This window comes from Virgibacillus tibetensis (assembly GCF_036026595.1).
Taxonomy (GTDB): domain Bacteria; phylum Bacillota; class Bacilli; order Bacillales; family Amphibacillaceae; genus Virgibacillus_P; species Virgibacillus_P tibetensis.
Window position 1 is genome coordinate 12,074 of the sequence record NZ_JARZFX010000003.1, and the last position, 19,489, is coordinate 31,562.

General features: G+C 35.7%; 20 protein-coding genes and 4 pseudogenes. 4 read left to right on the forward strand and 20 right to left on the reverse strand.

Going from position 1 to position 19,489, the window contains the following annotated elements; genetic code table 11:
* Nucleotides 1–164 precede the first annotated feature (164 nt).
* The 12 genes and pseudogenes from QGM71_RS21815 to QGM71_RS08355 form a co-directional block, all read right to left on the reverse strand.
* A pseudogene (locus QGM71_RS21815) lies at nucleotides 165–458 on the reverse strand (GNAT family N-acetyltransferase); the annotation flags it as partial.
* Nucleotides 455–952, reverse strand: a complete 498-nt coding sequence (locus QGM71_RS08305; RefSeq protein ID WP_327607075.1) for a GNAT family N-acetyltransferase — start codon at nucleotides 950–952, stop codon at nucleotides 455–457. The pseudogene QGM71_RS21815 and the gene QGM71_RS08305, both read right to left, overlap by 4 nt.
* A 115-nt stretch (nucleotides 953–1,067) precedes the next feature.
* Nucleotides 1,068–1,568: a GNAT family N-acetyltransferase gene (locus QGM71_RS08310; protein ID WP_327607076.1), complete on the reverse strand. Its 501-nt coding sequence runs from the start codon at nucleotides 1,566–1,568 to the stop codon at nucleotides 1,068–1,070.
* Nucleotides 1,569–1,664: 96 nt separating this feature from the next.
* Nucleotides 1,665–1,895, reverse strand: a complete 231-nt coding sequence (locus tag QGM71_RS08315; RefSeq protein ID WP_327607077.1) for a hypothetical protein — start codon at nucleotides 1,893–1,895, stop codon at nucleotides 1,665–1,667.
* A 1,043-nt stretch (nucleotides 1,896–2,938) separates the two neighbouring features.
* Nucleotides 2,939–3,937: a DoxX family membrane protein gene (locus tag QGM71_RS08320; protein WP_327607078.1), complete on the reverse strand. Its 999-nt coding sequence runs from the start codon at nucleotides 3,935–3,937 to the stop codon at nucleotides 2,939–2,941.
* A 260-nt stretch (nucleotides 3,938–4,197) separates the two neighbouring features.
* A complete protein-coding gene (locus QGM71_RS08325; RefSeq protein WP_327607079.1) occupies nucleotides 4,198–4,764 on the reverse strand; it encodes an ATP-binding protein in 567 nt (188 codons plus the stop codon).
* Between the two features lie 48 nt (nucleotides 4,765–4,812).
* A complete protein-coding gene (locus QGM71_RS08330; RefSeq protein ID WP_327607080.1) occupies nucleotides 4,813–5,061 on the reverse strand; it encodes a hypothetical protein in 249 nt (82 codons plus the stop codon).
* A gap of 167 nt (nucleotides 5,062–5,228) precedes the next feature.
* Complete coding sequence (locus tag QGM71_RS08335) at nucleotides 5,229–6,005, reverse strand: class I SAM-dependent methyltransferase (RefSeq protein WP_327607081.1); 777 nt, start codon at nucleotides 6,003–6,005, stop codon at nucleotides 5,229–5,231.
* 387 nt (nucleotides 6,006–6,392) lie between these two features.
* On the reverse strand, nucleotides 6,393–6,608 hold the full coding sequence (locus tag QGM71_RS08340) for a hypothetical protein (RefSeq protein ID WP_327607082.1): 216 nt from the start codon (nucleotides 6,606–6,608) through the stop codon (nucleotides 6,393–6,395).
* Nucleotides 6,609–6,757: 149 nt separating this feature from the next.
* Nucleotides 6,758–7,309, reverse strand: a pseudogene (locus QGM71_RS08345) (zeta toxin family protein); the annotation flags it as partial.
* A 241-nt stretch (nucleotides 7,310–7,550) separates the two neighbouring features.
* On the reverse strand, nucleotides 7,551–8,117 hold the full coding sequence (locus QGM71_RS08350) for a hypothetical protein (RefSeq protein ID WP_327607083.1): 567 nt from the start codon (nucleotides 8,115–8,117) through the stop codon (nucleotides 7,551–7,553).
* 138 nt (nucleotides 8,118–8,255) lie between these two features.
* On the reverse strand, nucleotides 8,256–8,633 hold the full coding sequence (locus QGM71_RS08355; RefSeq protein WP_327607084.1) for a hotdog domain-containing protein: 378 nt from the start codon (nucleotides 8,631–8,633) through the stop codon (nucleotides 8,256–8,258).
* Between the two features lie 693 nt (nucleotides 8,634–9,326).
* Here QGM71_RS08355 and QGM71_RS08360 point away from each other — a divergent pair.
* A complete protein-coding gene (locus tag QGM71_RS08360; protein ID WP_327607085.1) occupies nucleotides 9,327–10,169 on the forward strand; it encodes an aldo/keto reductase in 843 nt (280 codons plus the stop codon).
* A 92-nt stretch (nucleotides 10,170–10,261) separates the two neighbouring features.
* Complete coding sequence (locus tag QGM71_RS21820; RefSeq protein WP_407703007.1) at nucleotides 10,262–10,438, forward strand: cysteine-rich CWC family protein; 177 nt, start codon at nucleotides 10,262–10,264, stop codon at nucleotides 10,436–10,438.
* A 34-nt stretch (nucleotides 10,439–10,472) separates the two neighbouring features.
* Here QGM71_RS21820 and QGM71_RS08365 read toward each other — a convergent pair whose 3' ends face one another.
* The 6 genes and pseudogenes from QGM71_RS08365 to QGM71_RS08390 all read right to left on the reverse strand — a co-directional run.
* Nucleotides 10,473–11,666: a DUF418 domain-containing protein gene (locus QGM71_RS08365; RefSeq protein ID WP_327607086.1), complete on the reverse strand. Its 1,194-nt coding sequence runs from the start codon at nucleotides 11,664–11,666 to the stop codon at nucleotides 10,473–10,475.
* 141 nt (nucleotides 11,667–11,807) lie between these two features.
* The gene (locus QGM71_RS08370; protein WP_327607087.1) at nucleotides 11,808–12,701 is read right to left on the reverse strand and encodes a TIGR01777 family oxidoreductase; all 894 of its coding nucleotides are present in this window, start codon (nucleotides 12,699–12,701) and stop codon (nucleotides 11,808–11,810) included.
* 17 nt (nucleotides 12,702–12,718) lie between these two features.
* On the reverse strand, nucleotides 12,719–13,108 hold the full coding sequence (locus tag QGM71_RS08375) for a thiol-disulfide oxidoreductase DCC family protein (RefSeq protein ID WP_327607088.1): 390 nt from the start codon (nucleotides 13,106–13,108) through the stop codon (nucleotides 12,719–12,721).
* Nucleotides 13,109–13,268: 160 nt separating this feature from the next.
* Nucleotides 13,269–14,126, reverse strand: a complete 858-nt coding sequence (locus QGM71_RS08380) for an STAS domain-containing protein (protein WP_327607089.1) — start codon at nucleotides 14,124–14,126, stop codon at nucleotides 13,269–13,271.
* 306 nt (nucleotides 14,127–14,432) lie between these two features.
* Nucleotides 14,433–14,540: pseudogene (locus QGM71_RS08385) on the reverse strand (iron ABC transporter permease); the annotation flags it as partial.
* Nucleotides 14,540–14,629 (reverse strand): annotated as a pseudogene (locus QGM71_RS08390) (iron-enterobactin transporter ATP-binding protein); the annotation flags it as partial. The pseudogenes QGM71_RS08385 and QGM71_RS08390, both read right to left, overlap by 1 nt.
* Nucleotides 14,630–14,805: 176 nt before the next feature.
* Between QGM71_RS08390 and QGM71_RS08395 the strand changes: the two are divergent.
* Nucleotides 14,806–15,855, forward strand: coding sequence for an NAD(P)/FAD-dependent oxidoreductase (locus QGM71_RS08395; RefSeq protein WP_327607090.1), 1,050 nt, complete (start codon nucleotides 14,806–14,808; stop codon nucleotides 15,853–15,855).
* A 55-nt stretch (nucleotides 15,856–15,910) separates the two neighbouring features.
* Here QGM71_RS08395 and QGM71_RS08400 read toward each other — a convergent pair whose 3' ends face one another.
* The gene (locus tag QGM71_RS08400) at nucleotides 15,911–17,065 is read right to left on the reverse strand and encodes a hypothetical protein (protein WP_327607091.1); all 1,155 of its coding nucleotides are present in this window, start codon (nucleotides 17,063–17,065) and stop codon (nucleotides 15,911–15,913) included.
* A gap of 98 nt (nucleotides 17,066–17,163) precedes the next feature.
* Nucleotides 17,164–17,907: a YiiX/YebB-like N1pC/P60 family cysteine hydrolase gene (locus QGM71_RS08405; protein WP_327607092.1), complete on the reverse strand. Its 744-nt coding sequence runs from the start codon at nucleotides 17,905–17,907 to the stop codon at nucleotides 17,164–17,166.
* 301 nt (nucleotides 17,908–18,208) lie between these two features.
* Here QGM71_RS08405 and QGM71_RS08410 point away from each other — a divergent pair, with 301 nt between their 5' ends.
* Nucleotides 18,209–19,489, forward strand: a complete 1,281-nt coding sequence (locus QGM71_RS08410) for a helix-turn-helix domain-containing protein (RefSeq protein WP_327607093.1) — start codon at nucleotides 18,209–18,211, stop codon at nucleotides 19,487–19,489.

A 19,489-nucleotide genomic window follows, 5' to 3' on the forward strand; every position in this document is an offset into this window, starting at 1 on the left:
AAACTAACATAAGGCTTGGGTCTTAAAATATAGTTGCATTTTAGTTAATGCTACAATCTGGACTGTTCTACTAACCTGCCAAATAGCACAAGATAGATTGCCATATTGACGATCTCCTTATTGTGTTAAAGCACCAGACTGCAATTTAAGTAGTTCTTTACATTTTAAAAAGTTTTATAATACAAATGGTATACACCTAATTGTTCAAAACCTAACTTCTTTGCAAGGTTTAAGGACGGCTCATTTAATGAATCACAATCCCATACTGGAGTAATTCCATTCTGTAAACAATGTTCAATAAATGCTTTACATAAATGAAATGCTAGCCCTTTTCCTCTTGCCTTATTTGTCGTGTAAATATCTATATTAGCTTTATTATGATTCATAAAAATAGAAGTACATTCACTTATTATTTCATCCCTGCTATTTGTAGCAAAGAAACCAATACCATATTTTAAGTATTGCTCTGTACTTCCCCAATTTGCTTTATAATACGCTTCATTAAATTGCTGCTTTTTATAATAGAATCTTTGGTAATTGGATGGATTTCAATATCATAAGCTTCCCGAATAGACTGAACTTCTTGAACAAATTCCTTTGCATTCCAACTGAAAATGTTTCTTTTCATCTTCTTAGTGTTAGATGTCATAACACTCTCAATTACTTCATCCCACAATTTATTTGGCGAAAATATTGTAAAACGTTCTTCTTTCCTCTCCATATAAAAGGTACTAAATTCATCTATAAAACCTTTAGAAGGTTCACCACATAAAAAATATGTACCATTATCTGTTCCTATGAGAGCAGTCTTCGGATGAATATTGGTATTAGAGTAGATATTTCCTTCAATATACTTTTCAACGATTGCCCAGGCATTTGTTGGAGTTGTTTTAGGAGTTTTAAGAAGAAGAGGAATTATTTGATTATAATCCATTTCTTCAATTCGAATCATATCTTACATCCTTTCTATTTAAACAAGAGCTATAACTTAGTCCACATGTGCATTATCCACATAACTAAACTAAATTGATCTCCATTGTTGTACTAATGATGCGTTAGCTCCATAATTAAAAATTTAAAACCATCAAATCCTCGTCAAAATACTGACCATTAAATTTTAGAGCATTTCGTTCTACGCCATAGACCTCGAATCCCAAGGTTTTGTATAGATTTTTGGCTGTGTTGTTTTCAGATACAACTGTTAAGTTTATTTGCTCTAAACCATCACATTTTTTTGCCCGCCTTATTAATTCAATCATTAGTGCTTTTCCTAAACCTTGTCCTCTAACTTCTGGTGCCACATACATCCCGAAAACATTCCTTTTATGACTGGTTTTGAGACTGTTTTCACGCATAAAAGTAACTATTCCAACTAACGAACCATCATAATTAATTGCACCTAGAACAAATTCCTTTACTGGTTTTAATCGCTCTACAACAGATTTTAGTGAGAATTTCACTTCTCTCTCATATGTTGAACCAAATGCTTCCGGATTGATTTTTAATGCATTCAATCGTACTTCTTGGTACAACTGAGCATCAGACTCATTTAGAATACGAATTTCCATAATTCATTCCCTTCCCCCTTTAGTTCAATAGAAAAGCTACCTAATGAGCCAGCTGAATCTCAAATTAACGCACCATTTAATTGAACAATTTGATACTTACTTTTGAGGCATAGTGTATGTCACAGAAATACCATTGTTTTCTTCAATCTTCGTAAAAATCTCATTAAGGATTTCTAATGCTCTTTCATTTGATTCGTACTTCCCCAAAACTTTACTCCAGTGATCCAAAGAAGTACTGCCAATAACACCTTCTATTTTCTTCCTGTCTACAGTAACCTCTTTTACATTCATCAAACTTTTATTATCTTGTGTAGCAATCCATAACATAAAAAATTCATCCCTTTCGTTGAAGTACCGAATTTTCGAAATCATCTATATTTAGTTTAACACAAAATAATAATTACCCTTTGTAACTTTTTTTAGGAAGAGTTAAATAACGTAGCGATTAGCAGTAATATTAGCATTAACAAGCTCAACTTCAGTCAGATACGAATGGGTTAGGTATCTCCAATATACCGATAGGTCATGCAGGTTTGCATAAGAGTATTCGGGGGAGAGTACTTCCCCTACCTAATAAACGTTAGTGATACTGATAATATAAACGTAATTTTAGATTTCATTGTTTACTCCTTGGAATCCGCGAAACAGCTTATATTTCGCAGGTTCTTAATCTGTTTTTAATATACGACGTTCTTTCTTTAGATAACGTGGCAGAAGAGTTGAAGGAAGAAAAAATTTACAGATGCTGCTCATTAATCCCTCCTCGTAAATTTGTCCCTATTGGACACTATATGTTACGGGACAGTGCCACAAAATCAATAGCACTTCCCTATAAAAAACGAGGGGGTGAAATAGATGGCTGATATCAACAAACGTGACGATAACGATGCTGGCAAGGCAGTAGGAAGTGGGTAGGTGCTGTTCCTGGAGATACCATAGCTTCTGCTCTTGATCCATTTGGAACTGCTACAGGTGCTGTTGCTGGCGGAGCGTCGGACAACAAAGCGGGGGGGGGAGGTACCGATGAGGACAATCATGACTCCAAAACAAGAGATTAGAATTAAGTAAAGTCACCCTTTAACCGAAGGGTTATGGCATACAGTGGACTTCCTAAATGGGAGTCCTTTTATAGTTTTATTGAAAGCTTCTAATTTTCTTTGGATAGCGTCCAGTAGCAAAAGAAACCTTCAACCTAAAATAAAAGCGAGTATTTTAGGACTTTCAATAGCATTATATTAGTTAATTCTTCAATATGTCGGGTAGCTTTTGGTATTCCACTAACTGATACAATACTTCAAAAAAGATCTTAACACTTTTTTATCGAAATAAAGGGGCAGGTTAATGGAAAACGAATAAACAAAAAGGTAGCTCTAAGCAAAACGAAAGTAAATCAAAATGAAGGTAGCCAAGACAAATAAGAAATTAAGGAAAACAAATATCATTTGATCTATTCTAGATTTGTGCATCTTGATTGGAGGGTAATAAAAAGAAACACCTTCAATGATAAAAATAAGCAGGATAATGTGGATCATGGCATGACCAATAATCTCAGTAATTCCAAAGAGCATAGATGTGAGTATAAATAATATCGTGACCAGTGCTGCTAAAAGTCGATTTAGTATGCCTACAACAAGTAAATAACCAACAACAAATTCAATAAAAGCAGCCATCACAATAAAAATGGACGGTTCAAATCCAAAAGTAGGAACAGCGTGACGCTCAATAATATCTAGCGTCATAGCTGGATACACCCATTTTTCAACAGCAACCCAACAAAGTGAAAGCCCCGTACCCAGATATAAGAAAGGAAATCCCCAATTTTCCCATTTTGACTTCCCTACTAATAACACGAAGAAAATAGCCATATAAAATCCATAATCAAGCATATGGAACCATCCTGTGTAGGACCAAACCATTATAAACAAACTCAAGAGTACGATAGAAGCTAATTTTGTCGCATAGTGATGGGGAATCAGTAGTAAAACTATCGCAAACCAAAATGCAATTTGTTGCGATGGTTCTGTTATACTAAATTCAGGTGCAAACATAGATCCTGAAAAGGATTGAATTGCTAATGCGAGAGCTGTTCCGTATTTTAACAAATGTCCTGAATATATGCGCAAACCTGCTAGTTTTTCCTCGATCTTTTTCGCTATCTCTAAATTCATCAAGCTAGGAAGAAGTTGAGGTATTGTAGCTAAAACAATAGCAACTAATAGAGCAAATGCGATGAAAAAAGGCGATAAAATATTTACAATACTTTCCTTTGAAGCTGCTTCTTCGGTAAACCATTTAACGTGAGCGCTTGAAATGAGTGGCGCTAACATGGTACACAATAAAACAGTGATAAATAACAACCTTCTATTCACAAGAACCCTTCCTTTGATTACACTAGATTAATAAATAGCTTTTGTTAATATTTAAATTCTATAAGTTAAAATTGCTATTCAAGTAGCTTTAGTTTTTGATTTTAACGTAGAGATATCACTCTTCTTATTGTGCTAATGGTGCTTTAGTTTGACAGGATTAACTCCCTAGTTTTAATTAGGAAAACATAAGTACAAGGAGCTAGAAATCTGAAGCTCCTTGAAATGAGTACACATCACCTAAATTATCACACTAAGAATAATCATAAGCAATTAGCTATATGTACAACTTCTTTAATAACAGAATCAACTTTGTCGGTGTTTTTAATTACAAATAAATGGTCTGCTTCACCTTCTACTGGGTCTGTTACATCTTCTTTTATAGTTTCAGCCTGTTGCCGAACAAGCACTTCCTCAAAATTAGAGTAAGCACCCCTAAATATATTTGTGCTTCGTTGACTTCGAGTAACTCGTTCTTGAAGAACATCATCTGGAATATCAAAATGAACCAAGATACGGATAAACTCATCTTTACTAAACAACTCTTCAAGCAAATACAATCGTCCTTTTCGACTTCGATTTGAATTGCAAATAATGAAGTGAGAGTTAGTGTGTTCTTTGGCATAATCGACAATTAACTTTGAGAGAGCATGTTTAAGATTATTAGGTCCTCGTCTTGGTTGTAAATTCTTATAATATGTATTTATAAATTCAGCATGGTTGTCCTGGTCCAAAACAAAGGAGTTATTTAACTCTTTTTCTAAGGCTCTCGCAAATGTTGTTTTCCCACTATGGGTTTTACCTACCGTAATAATTACTAATCTTTTCATAAAACTCCCACTCCATTTTTAACGACCATTTTGATAAAGCAAAATAATTCAATTAACCTGCTTTGTTAGTACAGGAGTCTCCATCATACCGACATATCTCCTTATTATGTTAAAGCAAGTTACTTCAATAAAAAAAGTGATTTTATGCTGGGTCTCTACACTCATAATTTTCAGGTCAATTACAGCATCTTCCAACAAATTCTCTCTTGTTGCTTTGGTTTTTGTTGGGTAGTCAGCATAGGATGTCGTAGTAATAAAAAAGAAGATACAAAGGAGCAAAACTGACTTTCTCTTCATAGAAGTCACTCCTTTTTTTTGTTTATTGTAGGTATTATTCCTCTAGAAGAATATTTCATTCTTCAACTCTTCTGCTGCGTTAATTGAAGAAGGGCGCAATCACTATTTAATTAAAGCACCTGTTACTTTAAGTTCGTTTCTTCACAATCTATGTCTGATCAACGTTACTATTTTACCGCTTTCCAAATTGTCCATCTATCTTTTTCAATTATATTAGTATTTGTTGATAACGATTTGTCTATATGACTTATTAGAAGTTTCAATTCTTCATCATTTAATCCATGTAATATACTTCTTCCAGTTCTTTCAGATAAATCCTTTAGTAGTTGGTTTTTATCACTGTAAACTTTTCTTGTTTCCCACAACTTAAATTCTTCTATAGACTTGAACCCAACTTCCTGTAGGGAGTCAATTACATTTTTACTATTGTATCTGCGTTTGGTCTCCATTTCAATTAATTTTGGAAAGAGTTCAGCGAAATACCCTCTAATATGACTATCATTACCTTCTAATAAGCAATCTTCAGGAGTACGGTCTTGTATAATATAAAATCCTTCGTTCTTCAATACTCTATAACCTTCTTTGAAACAGGCTTTCAGATCTTCAATGTGATGAATCAATGCTCTTTCAAGTAGCAAATTATAACTGTTACTATCTAAACCTGTCTCAAGAGCATTCCCATGTTTAAAAATAACATTTTTATATTCTCTACAACTGTCTCTTGCGCTTTTAAGTATTGCTTCCGAAAAATCGACACCAGTAACAGAACCCACACCTATGTCCGATAAAGCTTTGGAATAGATTCCTCCGCCACAGCCAACATCTAAAGCATTAGAAATATTTTCGATAGGTACAAGGTTTTTTATTTTTTCAATCCACGACTTGTCAGCAGTTCGAGTTGTATAAGTAGCTTGATTTTTTTTGTTATGAAAATCGATACTCATTTTGCATACCTCATCTCAGGCTTTTTGTATTACACTACTAATCTTAAATCATAATGCAAATAAGTTAAAATACTGACATTTTATATAAAGCGATAAGTTTCTCTTATTACATTAGTTATACAAAGGCTTGAAAAAATGTATCTTGTGTCAATTCCTCAGCAACGAATTTGTCTCCTGATAAATAGAACAACTATTTATAAATCTGCTTTTCATATTTGATGTATAACTGCTTAAAATTATCCAATTATTAACCTCTTTTCGAAAGCCTTCAGTACGTAAATCTCTGTATAAAGTAAAACGTTATATTTTATTAGTTTCCTGTTGATTTTAAGGAATAATGGTCAATTACCTTCTTTAAGGAAAACACCCGTTATTTAATAAGATCTTCTAATGGAGACCATATTTTAATATCTGATGTCTAACTACCTCGTTGCCAAATGTGAACCATAATAACAGCAATAAAACTATTACACCTATAATAAGACTAAACCAAGCAAAGTATTTATTTTCCTTATTTATTAAGGGGTATAAAATAATTAGCAAAACTCCAAAAGCAAGTGTAATCACAACCGAAAGCTGTCCAGTTAATGTTTCAAAAACCATATAATTTTCCCCCTCATTCATATGTGTATTTTAACATAATCTTCTAATTCTTTATTAAGCAATCCTGCTACGTCTAGTTGAACAAAAGATGCTGTCCTTATTCAAGGAAAGCCCCTGTTAGGGCAAAACCGTTAATTATATATGATGTTTTATCGTTTTGAAATTGTCTCGTGTATTTTATCTACAATTTTATCTGCCGATAGTGTTCCTTCCACAATGAGGTCTGAATTTGATTTAATCGACACTATCATTTCAAGATACCCCCGCCTTCCTTGAGATATGTAGTTTTCCATTTCATTCAAGATACTTTCTTTAGAGCTATTTTTAAAATCCCTAATTATTCGACGTGCCATTGCTATATCCAATGGAGTATCAATATACACAGCAAATTCAATCAATTCTTTTATCTTAGAGTGTTTATAAGCAAACGGAAAGTCTAGCACAATGTAGTCTAATGGATCAGCAATTAACGCTTCTAAATCTCTAATTAACGGCGCCAAGTTCCACTCATTATAATTAGCTCCTTTGTCAACCCAATCAATAATGTCATCAGGCCCATCAAAATCATATTCATCAAAAAAAAGCACTTTAGAATTCTGCAATCTCTGGTTAAATTGTTTAGAAATCGTTGTTTTTCCTGCACCAGAAACTCCAGCAATAGAAATAACAAGTGGTCGGTTTCTTTTATGCATCATCCGCCTCCTATTTAAATAGTCTTCTTAGACAATCCCGCTACGTTTAGTTGAACAAAGGATGCTGTTCCTTATTAAAGGAAAGCAAAACAATAAGAGGCTACAAACAATAGTTATTTTACTGTAAAGTTCAATTTAGAAATCACTTTTTTCAGACTTAGTTACTAATTAGATAACTATTCTATATGCTCCCTGTAAATCAGCATAAAACTATGATCGCACAACTCAAGATCATGCAGCATACATCAACTTATTGGGTGTTATTAATAATATCTTTTAAGAATGAAATTGCATCTTCTTCTGATTCACCTTCAACTAAGCTATATTGAACCGTATAACCATAGTCATTAAAATCCATTGCCATTATTACCAAATCTACATCTTCTTGTACTAAAAGATATTGAACTTCATGTCCATCTATATCTATTTGGTCTGCACCAGAAATTTCTCCTATTGCATCTTTCGAAATGGTCATTTGAATAGCGGACTGCCCTGTATATAATTCACCATAGATGACTTTTTTTACTTCACTCTCTTCCCATTCTTCTTTAGTTTCTTCATCCAATGAGTTCTCTTTTGAAACTAAATATTCTATAACAGCACTTTTCGGTTCTCCCTTTACTGTTTCTTCATTCTCTACCTTAAAGTCATAACTAACTATTACTGTTCCTATTGGAAATTCTACTTTTGGAATATAAGGACTTATTCCTAATTCCTCATCAATCTTTTCTGTGATTATGTCAGTTTCATCAGAACCTTGACTACAACCAACAAATAGCATTAAAAATAATAAAATCAAAAACAAATATTTCCCCATTGAAATCCTCCCTTAAGCCTCTTACTTAAATCTTGCAACCGTTCATAATATAAGATTAGCTTATTAATGCAAAAAAAAGGGAAATGCTTTTTTCATACTATTTAAGCCCCCTGTTAATTTAAAATAGAAATAAATAATTTATAGTATTACTCCTGAAAAATCTCCTTTCAATACTAGTTTCTTATTCTGATTTTCACATAGAAAGGATGCATTAATAGCTGTTCTATTATTTTCTCTCCTTTCAAGCTTTTCAATGTTAACTTCACAAATTATTGTATCTCCCGTAAACACAGGTCTTAAAAACTCAAAATTCATCGTACGAGCAAGTACGTTATGATCTCCACCTACTTTTGTTGGGAGCGTTGCTGTTAATAACCCTTGAATGACAAGTCTTCCCTGTTCATCGGGGGTTAAATGATGATTCCCCTGATCACCTGAAATCTCTGTAAATAATTCAACATCCCTTACTGTAAAAGAACGCTCAAACGTAATAATATCTCCTACTTTCAATAGCATGTAAATCTCTCCCCCAAAGTTTTATAATGTCTTGTTATTAAGACTCCAAGACTTCCTGTGTCATAAGCTACTTTAAATAAATTGTCAGTATAACGCTATCCACATCCTACTAATCTATTGACACAGCTGTTAGTTCATAAAAAAAGCGCGTAAAATTATTTATTTTATCATCTTTCATAAATCTCAATAACCCTTGCTTTAAGTAATGGTGGATCAGAGTATAATGCGATTTTACCTGTAGCGGCTTTTATACTATATTCATTGGTAGGGTTTAGATTAAGATCAACAAATTCAATATTTTCATCATTAAAGAAAATTTCACTCTTACTGTCAATTGTAATTCTATATTTCTGGTTATCAAAAAAAGAACTTGTTTTAACTTCTATAGATACACTTTTATCACTTGTATAATTCCTACTACATTCCCCGTAACATCCCAGGGTGAAAAGAATTTATTATAAATTAAAATGCAAGCTGCAACTACAATAAACAACATTATAAAAAAATATATGTTTTTTTCATTATGTCCCTCTTTCCTGGTTACTATCTTTAGTTATCATTATAGCTTTTATATTTGAATTTTAAATAGATTCGAAAAACTTTTTTAATTTTCACTACAATCCCGGTTCATTTAGTTGAAGCCTGATTCCAAATGGTGGTAATCTTACTATATTAATGAAGGGAGCGATTATTATGCATCTATCCATTCCAGAAGTTACACTAAATGATGGATTGGCCGTACCTGCAATTGGTTTTGGTACATATAAGCTAAACGGAAACGAAGGTGTCAACGCAATCGTTAGTGCCATTGATAACGGCTATCGCCTGATTGATACGGCTTATAATTATGAAAATGAAGGAACCGTTGGAGAAGCAGTCCGCCGTAGTACCATTTCAAGAGAAAAATTAAAAATCACCTCTAAGCTGCCTGGACGTTATCAAACCTATGATAAGGCTGTTACAACTATTCAGGAGTCCTTGTACCGGGCAAACTTGGATTATTATGATTTATATTTGATTCATTGGCCAAATCCTCAGCGGAATCACTATGTTGAAGCTTGGCAAGCAATGATTGATGCGCAGAAATGGGGGCTGATTCGTTCTATTGGGGTCTGTAATTTCCTACCCGAACATCTTGAGCGTCTGAAAAAAGAAACTGGCGTATTGCCAAGCATGAATCAGGTGGAGCTGCATCCGTTTTTCAACCAGGAAGAACAGCGGAATTGGCATGCGATAAACAATGTAAAAACCCAGTCATGGAGTCCATTATGCCGTGCAAATACAATCCTTGAAAATGACACGATTGGAAGAATAGCTACAAAGCATAATAAAACAATATCCCAAGTCATTTTGCGCTGGCATCATCAGCTCGGATCCATTCCAATTCCTAAATCAGCCTCACCTGTTCGTCAGCTTGAAAATATATCTATATTTGATTTTTCACTAAGTGAAACAGAAATGACGACCATCTCTGACTTAACTCGATCAGATGGCAGGTTAAAAGATCAGGATCCGGCAGTTTATGAAGAATTTTAAGTTGTATAGGAAAGAGTCACTCTCATGTGACTCTTCCCTATACATGTTCTGCACAGATCGAAGACAATGTCTATAAATTAAGGAGCATGCTTATGCAGAAAAGCTGTCCGATTTGCGGCGAGCTGAATAATTGTGAGATGAATAATCCAGATAAGGCTTGCTGGTGTACCACCATGTCCTTTCCAGCAAACATATTTGAAAAAATTTCTGAAGCAGACGTGGGAAGAGTATGTGTGTGCAAAAATTGCGTAGAGAACGCCGAGGAATAAGGGGATTATCTCCCCCTCAACCCATCCCTTCCAATTATGACGCTGTTTTTTCGTTCAACATCTTCTTGTTTTTTGGCTTTCCGGATAATGTCAGGTACGTTCCTATTCGAAGAAAACGCTCCATAGGACCAACCTTCCACCTGCGTAAATAGAACTCGCTCAAAACAGCAAGCACGGTGTAAATCACTAGTGAAAGCAGAACTCCTGCAAACACACCTATTTTTCCAAACAGGCCAAACCCATACCCGTAAAAAATTGATGTACAAATTACTGAATGCAGCAAATAATTAGTCAGTGACAACTTACCAACAGCTTCTATATAAGGATGCAGTTTAGTAAGTCGTGGATAAAAATATGCAATGAGAAAGATATACCCTAAAGGTAAAATCACCCCACTCAGTGTAAAAATAATCCCTGTCCAGCTCTGCTCAGCTAATATGAAATACAAACTATGAAATAAGACGCCTACGGGGATAAACAGCGACGCACCTTTTAAGTAAAACTGCTTCGAATCCTTATAGTTTCTAAACCAGTCCGCCTTGGCCGCATACATGCCGAATAAAAATATTGGTGCAAAGATGATCGGCATCAACAGCATGATCAGGACTACCTTTCCTCCTGACAATCCCACTGCTTTAATCATATACTCTTCATCCAGTCGCAGATTAATGATTTCTCCGTAAGTACCAGTTTGATAGATTGAAGTAGTTTCTTCAATGTAAGTCTCAATCCCAGCAGTCTCCATCTCTTTCAACTCATTAAACGAACCATAGCTGATGAGGGAAGTAAGGCATAATAATAATACTGCCCAAATGAGTACGGTTTTTTTTCTGCGATTTACAAACAGCAACAAAAACAGACATGCTAATGCATAGGCAGCAAGGATGTCTCCCTCCCATATGAAAATAGCATGAAGTATTCCAAGCACTAATAAGCCAATAGCCCGTCTTGCAAGTGTCCATTTTACACGAAGCCCTCTTCTGTTCAGACTTTCTGCTAACTTAACCATCCCAAACCCAAACAAGAAGGCAAAAATAGGCATGAAGCTTCCTTCAATAAAAATGCGCAGCAGCCAGTGCCATACCTGATCAAAGCTGGATATCCCAAATGACTCCAATTTTTCCCTTCCTAGTATGCCATATTGAAACACCAGCATGTTAGCCAGCAAAATTCCCAAAAGGCATAACCCTCTAATACCGTCTACCACACGTATTCTCTTTGTGTCCATGCACTCTAACTCCTTATGTATAAATACTTTCATATTGTATAACGGATCAGTTATGAAATAGTTTCACAAAAATAAAAAGGACAGTCCTTAACACGTCAAGCCGTGGGGAAACTGCTCCTGATATCGATGCTAAAATCCCTGTCACTTACCAAGTATATCCTCCAGCGTCTGATCAAGTGTACCAAATCTAAACGCGTAGCCTTCTTGTTCCAGTCGTTTTGGCAACACCCAGCGGCTTTTCAATACCAGCTCTGTTTCCGTTCGAATCAGTACGGAACCTATTTCCAGCATCCATTTAGGTGCAGGTAATCCAATTGGTGCATTCATTGCAGTTCGCAGTTTCCCCATTAACACCCGATTACTTACAGGCTCAGGAGATGAGCAGTTGAAAACACCAGTTAAGTCGTCTCTGTCTTTTAAAAACAAAATGATTTGAAACAGATCCTCAATATGTATCCAGCTGAACTTCTGGTTTCCTTTTCCCTGAATGCCGCCAAGACCGAGTCTTACCAGGTTTTGATAAGGCTTCATGACTCCGCCACCTTTTCCTAATACAATGGCTATACGTAAGGCGATTTGTCTCGTTTGTTGTGGTACGTCACAATCAAAGAAACTTTGCTCCCAGTTTGTGGCTACATCGACCGAGAATCCGCTGCCAATCTCACCTTCATCCTCTGTCATCGGACGATCTTCTGCATGCCTGTAAATGGTTGCGGTACTGGAATTTATCCAGAGTTCTGGTGGTTGGTTGCATGCCAGAACAGACTCCCCGAGTATTTTAGTTGTTCTGACCCTGGAATTCATGATTTCATGCTTGTTCTTCTCATTGTATCGGCAATTCACTGTCTTCCCGGCCAGATTGATCAGCAACTCAGCACCTTCTAACGCCTTTGTTATCTCCGTTTGATTGTCCCAGGAAATATGCTGATCCTGTCTGGATATAATTTTGACTTCATACCCGCGCTCTGTAAATTTATTTTCCAGATAATTACCAATAAAACCTGTCCCTCCTGCTAAGACTACTTTGTCCATCATGTTACCCCCAGTACATTTTATAAAAATCGTTTTCTGATTTCCGGAGACGGCAAGGTGCAGCTGTCTCTCTTTCCAAACCATTTGTATCTGTTTCTCGCAATAATTTCATATAGATAATCACGAATTGGTTTTGGCACGAGCAGGAGAAGTGAGAGTAACTTCCATCCCCCTGTTAAATTTCTGCAAATTCTTAAGGCAGCTGAAGATTTATAGTAGCATGAATTATTCTCCACAAGAATGAGACTGTCCATTTCGGCAGGGACTTGGTGCTGTCTAATAATTTCTTGGCCAGCGTCTCCTTGAAGTGAGGCAAATTTATATCGTGCGTTCTTATCTCTTTTAATAATAAATTGAACACTCCGGTCACAAAAATTACATTCTCCGTCAAACAAGACAAGGTTATCCATATGCACTCTCCTTCCCAGCAAGTTCAATCCATAATGTACTTACTTGATTTTCTTCTATATTATACTATTTATTCTATTTGCTTATTTTTAAGTTTTCCATACTATTTGTATTCTTTTAAAAAAACCTTCGACTAGAATGCGTTTCCCTACAGGGTACAATTCAGTCCGTCTCTGTCAGCGTATAATGTTCTTTTTTCAAAGCCTGCTGCAGGGAACTGAATGTTGTCATGTTGGAGAAATCCAGTCCGAGCTGTACCGATGTCTTTGCAATTTCTGGACGAATTCCGGTGAAAGTGACTTCTATACCGAGCAGACCGAGAATGCGCATCACTTGGTAGATTTGATTAGCAACCATCGTATCAATTATTGATACGCCCGATAGGTCGATAAATAGTTTTGCAATGGTGTCCTCTGCACATTTTTTAGGGACCATTTCCAAAAGGGTCATTGCACGAAAGGTATCAATTTCTCCCACCAGTGGGAGAACCCCAATGGAATCATTGAGTTTGATAATTGGTGTGCCAATCTCATTGATCAGACTCTGTTGGGCTGATAGACGGTTGTTCATGAGTTTTGAATACGTGCGTGTGAAAGCAATAACCAACTCGTCAAACGCCAGGTTGATCGTCTCTCCCCAGGTCAGAATTGCATCACTTGGTATCGTTTCTTCCCGCACTTCCACAAACCGTTTAATTTGCGAGTAAAATACTTTACGAACCCAGCTCAATGCCTCGATTTCATCCGGCAGCGGAGTATTAGAAGCGACACGACTTTCAGCAACAAGCTGTGCCCATTTTAATTTGTTTTCTTCAAAATCCCCCTTGGAACTGAGAAGACTGCTCACAATTGTATGGTTCGTCAAGTTATTTTGTTCCCGAAGTGTCTGTTCTGCTTCGGTTCCTGCATCTTTAGAATAAATTGATCCTCCAGTAAAGTCCCTGAGAGCAAGCCATTCCTCAGTAATTGTATTTATATTGTCAAGCAGATATATATGTAGTTCTTTGTTCCAATCAGTCATCCATCTCTTCCCCCTTGCTTACATTTAATTAGATTCTCTTAGCATAAGAATAACAAAGAATCAGTTATTTTGCAGTTTGGATCAAATTGTTATCCGTCCAGATACTTTAAAAGCAGGATAGGAAGTAGATGATTTTTTCAATTGGTCTCGAACTAGTACTATTTAAATCAATATAAAGAAAAGACAAGGTATCCACCGACTCCTTGTCTTTGTTTAATGCAGTATTTTTGTAGCTTCATTGTATTCTGTCACTTGTGGTGTTCATTATTTCTTCAGCAGTAAATACATAAAATAGGGTGCACCAATTAAACCAAGAATGTTTAACCGATTAGCCTTATACAAAGTAAATGGTATTAGTATAATCAGCCAAGGCAGAATTGCTAAGACGAACGGCCATTCGGTACCCCATATGTTTTTTTGTCAGGAATCTCCATGCTAAGGTCTTTCACTATTATTTGTTCACCATAACCGATGTTGAGCGATTCTGTATATAACCGGAACATTGTTATCCTCCATTCTATTCAAAGGAATACGTTTGCTGATAAGTTCTCACTATCAATTGATTAAAAGTTATTGGCTAACTATTATTTTGTCAATAACTATTTTCAATGCTGTTAAAATAGTGTATGGTTAAATGAGAATGATAATCAATCACAATGGCGTTGAGGAGTGAAAAGTTTTGGACCATAATGATTTGTATGATGTAACCATAATTGGTGGAGGACCTGCTGGATTGTATTCAGCTTTCTATAGTGGACTACGAGAAATGAAAACAAAAATTATCGAATACCAACCCACTCTTGGTGGGAAGGTTCATGTATATCCGGAGAAAATGATCTGGGATATTGGTGGACAGCCTCCAATATCAGGGGCAAGGTTTATAGAACAAATTGTTGACCAGGGCATAACTTTTAATCCGAGCGTTGTATTAAATGAAAAAGTGGATGCTATCACTAAAAATGAGAATGATATCTTTGAATTACGCCTGGCATCCGGAGCGGTTCACTTTTCCAAAACTGTTATTGTTGCTGTTGGAAGTGGAATTCTTAACCCGCAAAAATTGGAAATTGAAGGCGCTGAAAGATTTGAGATTTCCAATCTGAATTATACCGTGAAGGCGTTAAAAAGCTTCCAAGATAAAACAGTAGTTATATCTGGTGGAGGAAATTCCGCCATAGACTGGGCAAATGAACTGAGACCTATTGCCAAAGATGTAATTATTATCTGCAGAAAAGACAGCTTCACTTGCCATGAAGCCCTAGCTACCCAATTAAAAAACAGTTCGGTTGTCTGTTTGTTCAATACCCAGATAACCAAACTGATTGCAAGTAAAGACCATGAGCAAATTGAGAAAGTGCAGCTTACGAATCTGGAGTCAGGGGTGGTATCCTATTTACCGCTTGATGAGATGATTGTGAATCATGGCTATGACCGGGATACTTCCTTACTTAAAAATAGTGATTTAAATATACAAATCGAAGACAATTATTTTGTAGCTGGGAATGCGAACAGCGAATCGTCGGTGTCTGGTCTTTATGCTGCAGGTGATATTTTAGCACATGAAGGAAAACTAAATTTAATTGCAGGTGCTTTCCAGGATGCGGCAAATGCTGTCAACAAAGCCAAACAATTTATCGATCCGGATGCTAATAAAGTAGGTATGGTTTCTTCGCATAATGACGTATTTAAGAAGCGAAACAGAGAAATTGTTAAACAAATGATGAAATAGAAAACTCAAAGACCCTTTCACATAAATTGTGAAGGGGTCTTTGAGTTTACATTGTTTAATCTAAAATAAGAAGATCATAAGAAAACAGCGCCTCATTCATTCCAATTATCTCTTCCAAACCGTTAATTTCAATCGTATCTAATTTTTCACCAGATTCAACGTTATACGATACCAATCCAGCATCAACAGTATCACCTGTATTATTATAATAAACATAGAGTTTTTCATCTTTCCAATCAACCTGGACAAAGTCCCCGTGGCGGGCAGTATCTTCAATCATGAAACTTTCTTCCGTTTCACCTGACTCTATATCTGTTGCATAAACCAGACCAGTTCCATCAATATAATAAAATGTGTTCCCATACAGATAACCACTTTTTTTCGTATCATAGGGTAATGCCTCGTAATGTTCTTCTTCTGACATGAAATCTACGATAGAGTAATCAGTTACTTTCTTTGTCTCCAGATTTAATTCCATTAACTGAATTGATGTTTTATCTTCCTGATAGGACTCCTCCAGATAATATATATTGTTTTCTAAAACATGTATATTACTAACGGGGGTGGCCATATTGATTGTCTCCCAAGTCATAATTTGACGTGTGTCAGCATGGTTCGAAAGTTCTGTCTGTGATAGTGTGAATTCCTTAGACTCCAGATCTTCTCTGTGCACCGTATAAATAGTAGTATCATCATTTCCCCTGGATTCAATATAAAAAGGTAATACATCTTCTTTCAATTCGTTATCATGGTGCCAATAGATATCGGATTGATATGTTTCACCATCGTCCCCCATACCGCTGTTAAATATAGAAAAAAATGATTGACTGCTATTAAGTTTGCCAACATAGTCACCTGTATATTGGACTTTTCCCCTGTCTTCTTCTTCCAATTGACTTGTAAACATATAGTTCTTCGTTTCGTCCTGAAAAAAAACACTATTGTCTGAATAGCCCAGTCGACCTAATTCAAGTCCTTCTGTTTCCATTGCATGCGTCTCCCCCTGATGGTCGATGAAAACAACAAATCCTTTTCTGTTTTTTGAATCCATTGTGGTGGAATAATATACAACTGCTGCTTGGTCATCTAAGAATCCTGCATCATTTATCGATTGAAGGGTATTCGCACTGGGAAAAAAGTTATAAACAACTGCGCTTGAAACAATTAGCATTAGTAAACCGATACTGGCAATAATTATTTTTCTTTTCATAATAGGTTCCTTTCCACAGAGGAAATGTCATTATACGAATTTTAAATGTTGAGTATCCAGCCCCGCCACTGAAATTTATGAAATCATCCAGAGAACAGTCAACTAATTACGCGGTAGGTGACTGTATAGCCTGAATCCCGAATATCTTTAGGGTAAACACCACCCCCAAGATTTACATCAATATCTATCCCTGCCTTTAGTTTAAATGCACTCCATAATAGTTTCGAACAATTCTTTGCACCATAATGGCCTGTCAGACGGTTTGTTGCGAAATTATAAGAATAACTGTCACCAGTTCTGCTGCGAGCCCAATCAGCCGCTGCATTTCTATTAGCTGTACTTGTATTTACATATTGCACAACCGCATTCCTTTCAACATTGCGGTCTCTATAATTAATATATCTGACGCCTGTACTGGGAATAGATTCTGCGATGGTTGTTGTCGTATAATAAATTCCATTATGTCCATGCTGAATCCCAAGTGTCGAGGATGGTGTGTAGAAAATATCGCCTTTTCTTGAAGCAATAGGAAGTTTGTAATTTCCGGAGCTTCCACCGTTAATTGCATTTTGTTCTGCTTGTTCTATTTCATCGGCTTTCAGCTGAGCGTTTAATTCTTCCAATAACTCATTAGAGGCCTCTATTTCTGATTTCCCAATTGCCTTTGCATAGATTGCAACAGTTTCTTCAACTTCTTCCAAGGTAATACCAGGTTGTAATTTAACAAGCTCAGTTACGTTTTTATCCAAGCTCGTACTGCTTGCACTGATGCTGATACCATTAGCGAATACCAACACAACGATCAATACACCCATAAACATTCTTAACATAGACTTCTTCATTTAGATTTCTCCTCTTTTATAAAGATTTTTGTCTATCGATAAGCTTACCTAAGTAAAGATTATCATAAATTATTAAAATATTCCGTGAACATAAAGGAAGGATAGAACGGTCTCAAAAAGAGTTAGGGGTTGCTTTCTTTCTAAAATAATTTTAAAAAAGAGTTATTATTAGATTCTTAGGAAATATTTCTCGGATAATCTGTTTAAAAGTACTATTTTTAGTTAACTTTCACAAGTTTAATTGTCAAAATTTTGTTACAATATAATTAGGGAGTTTTCTCAATTTATGAGGAGGAGTCTCATGAATAACAATATAGGAAACATTATTAAACTGAAGAGGAAAGAGAAGGGTTTAACACAAGAGGAATTGTCCCAGGAAATATGTACTCCTTCCTACCTTAGCAGAATTGAGAATAATCAAGTGGTTCCTGATGAATCAATACTTGATTTATTGAGTAAAAAGCTAGGTATTTCCTTAACAAAAAAAGATACACAGGATGCTGATTCAGATGTTAATCGCAGGCTGGAAGACTGGCATATTAAGTTATTGGAAAGGAAAAATTATCAGGAAAATGTGTATGAACTAAAAAACTTGATTGACCAGACAAATAATGAATCCAACACCGTGAAATTTAAGATTATTCATTGCAGATACCTTCTTATGAAAGGGAATATTAAAAAAACCACAGACATCCTCAGGAATCTGGCCTGTATCCTCAAACCTGATTACACCCGGAACTATTTCTTGTATGTTAGTGTGCTGATGATTTATCATCACTTAAAAGAGGAATATGATGAGGCGATAAGCGCGGGACTGCCACTCGTAAAGAAGAAAGACCTCGAATCTATTGCATCTGATTATGAAATTGGCATGATCTACTATAATCTAGCTTTAAGTTACAGCAAGCAGCACCAAACCGAAAGATGCATTCACTATTCCAATATCGCTTTGTCTATATTCAAAGATCAGTATTTCCTCGATAGAGCTATAGATTGTCAACTTTTGCTCGGTATTTCCTTCAACCGATTGGGCTTTTGGGAAGAATCAAAGAATGCCTTCCTGTTATCGGAAAGACTAGTCACTTTCTTACCCGTGGAAAGCCAGGATCATTACACTGGGATAATCCAAAATAATATTGGCTATTCATTGGAATGTCAGGGTAAATATAAACTGGCTATCTCCTATTATGAAAAGAGTCTGGAACTAAAAAGGGGAAGTAAGTTGAATACGTTAATCAACCTTGTCCGTTCCAACTATAATGTGAATGACATGATAAAAGCGAAAGAGTGGCTTTATTTAGCACTTGATATGGTAAACAGTGACTCCCCAAAGAAATATTCAATTCAACTACAGACATACCACACAATTTTTAAAAAAGAATATACCGACATCGAGGAAATTATAAAGATGCAGCAAACGTGTACAGATTTTTTCTTGAACACTCAAAACTGGCAGCTTCTATATGAGTATTCGACTCTCTTTGCAACTATTTATGAGAAATATAATCTTTATAAAAGGGCTAATTCCATGTACAAATTAGCTTTAAAAGCTAATGATAATAAATTTTCCAGGAGGAGATAA

Coding starts and splice junctions, on each gene's coding strand:
- QGM71_RS08305 (WP_327607075.1), bottom strand. CDS start 952: ATGATTCGAATTGAAGAAATGGATTATAATCAAATAATTCCTCTTCTT.
- QGM71_RS08310 (WP_327607076.1), bottom strand. CDS start 1,568: ATGGAAATTCGTATTCTAAATGAGTCTGATGCTCAGTTGTACCAAGAA.
- QGM71_RS08315 (WP_327607077.1), bottom strand. CDS start 1,895: ATGTTATGGATTGCTACACAAGATAATAAAAGTTTGATGAATGTAAAA.
- QGM71_RS08325 (WP_327607079.1), bottom strand. CDS start 4,764: ATGAAAAGATTAGTAATTATTACGGTAGGTAAAACCCATAGTGGGAAA.
- QGM71_RS08330 (WP_327607080.1), bottom strand. CDS start 5,061: ATGAAGAGAAAGTCAGTTTTGCTCCTTTGTATCTTCTTTTTTATTACT.
- QGM71_RS08335 (WP_327607081.1), bottom strand. CDS start 6,005: ATGAGTATCGATTTTCATAACAAAAAAAATCAAGCTACTTATACAACT.
- QGM71_RS08340 (WP_327607082.1), bottom strand. CDS start 6,608: ATGGTTTTTGAAACATTAACTGGACAGCTTTCGGTTGTGATTACACTT.
- QGM71_RS08350 (WP_327607083.1), bottom strand. CDS start 8,117: ATGGGGAAATATTTGTTTTTGATTTTATTATTTTTAATGCTATTTGTT.
- QGM71_RS08355 (WP_327607084.1), bottom strand. CDS start 8,633: ATGCTATTGAAAGTAGGAGATATTATTACGTTTGAGCGTTCTTTTACA.
- QGM71_RS08360 (WP_327607085.1), top strand. CDS start 9,327: ATGCATCTATCCATTCCAGAAGTTACACTAAATGATGGATTGGCCGTA.
- QGM71_RS21820 (WP_407703007.1), top strand. CDS start 10,262: ATGCAGAAAAGCTGTCCGATTTGCGGCGAGCTGAATAATTGTGAGATG.
- QGM71_RS08365 (WP_327607086.1), bottom strand. CDS start 11,666: ATGGACACAAAGAGAATACGTGTGGTAGACGGTATTAGAGGGTTATGC.
- QGM71_RS08370 (WP_327607087.1), bottom strand. CDS start 12,701: ATGATGGACAAAGTAGTCTTAGCAGGAGGGACAGGTTTTATTGGTAAT.
- QGM71_RS08375 (WP_327607088.1), bottom strand. CDS start 13,108: ATGGATAACCTTGTCTTGTTTGACGGAGAATGTAATTTTTGTGACCGG.
- QGM71_RS08380 (WP_327607089.1), bottom strand. CDS start 14,126: ATGACTGATTGGAACAAAGAACTACATATATATCTGCTTGACAATATA.
- QGM71_RS08400 (WP_327607091.1), bottom strand. CDS start 17,065: ATGAAAAGAAAAATAATTATTGCCAGTATCGGTTTACTAATGCTAATT.
- QGM71_RS08405 (WP_327607092.1), bottom strand. CDS start 17,907: ATGAAGAAGTCTATGTTAAGAATGTTTATGGGTGTATTGATCGTTGTG.
- QGM71_RS08410 (WP_327607093.1), top strand. CDS start 18,209: ATGAATAACAATATAGGAAACATTATTAAACTGAAGAGGAAAGAGAAG.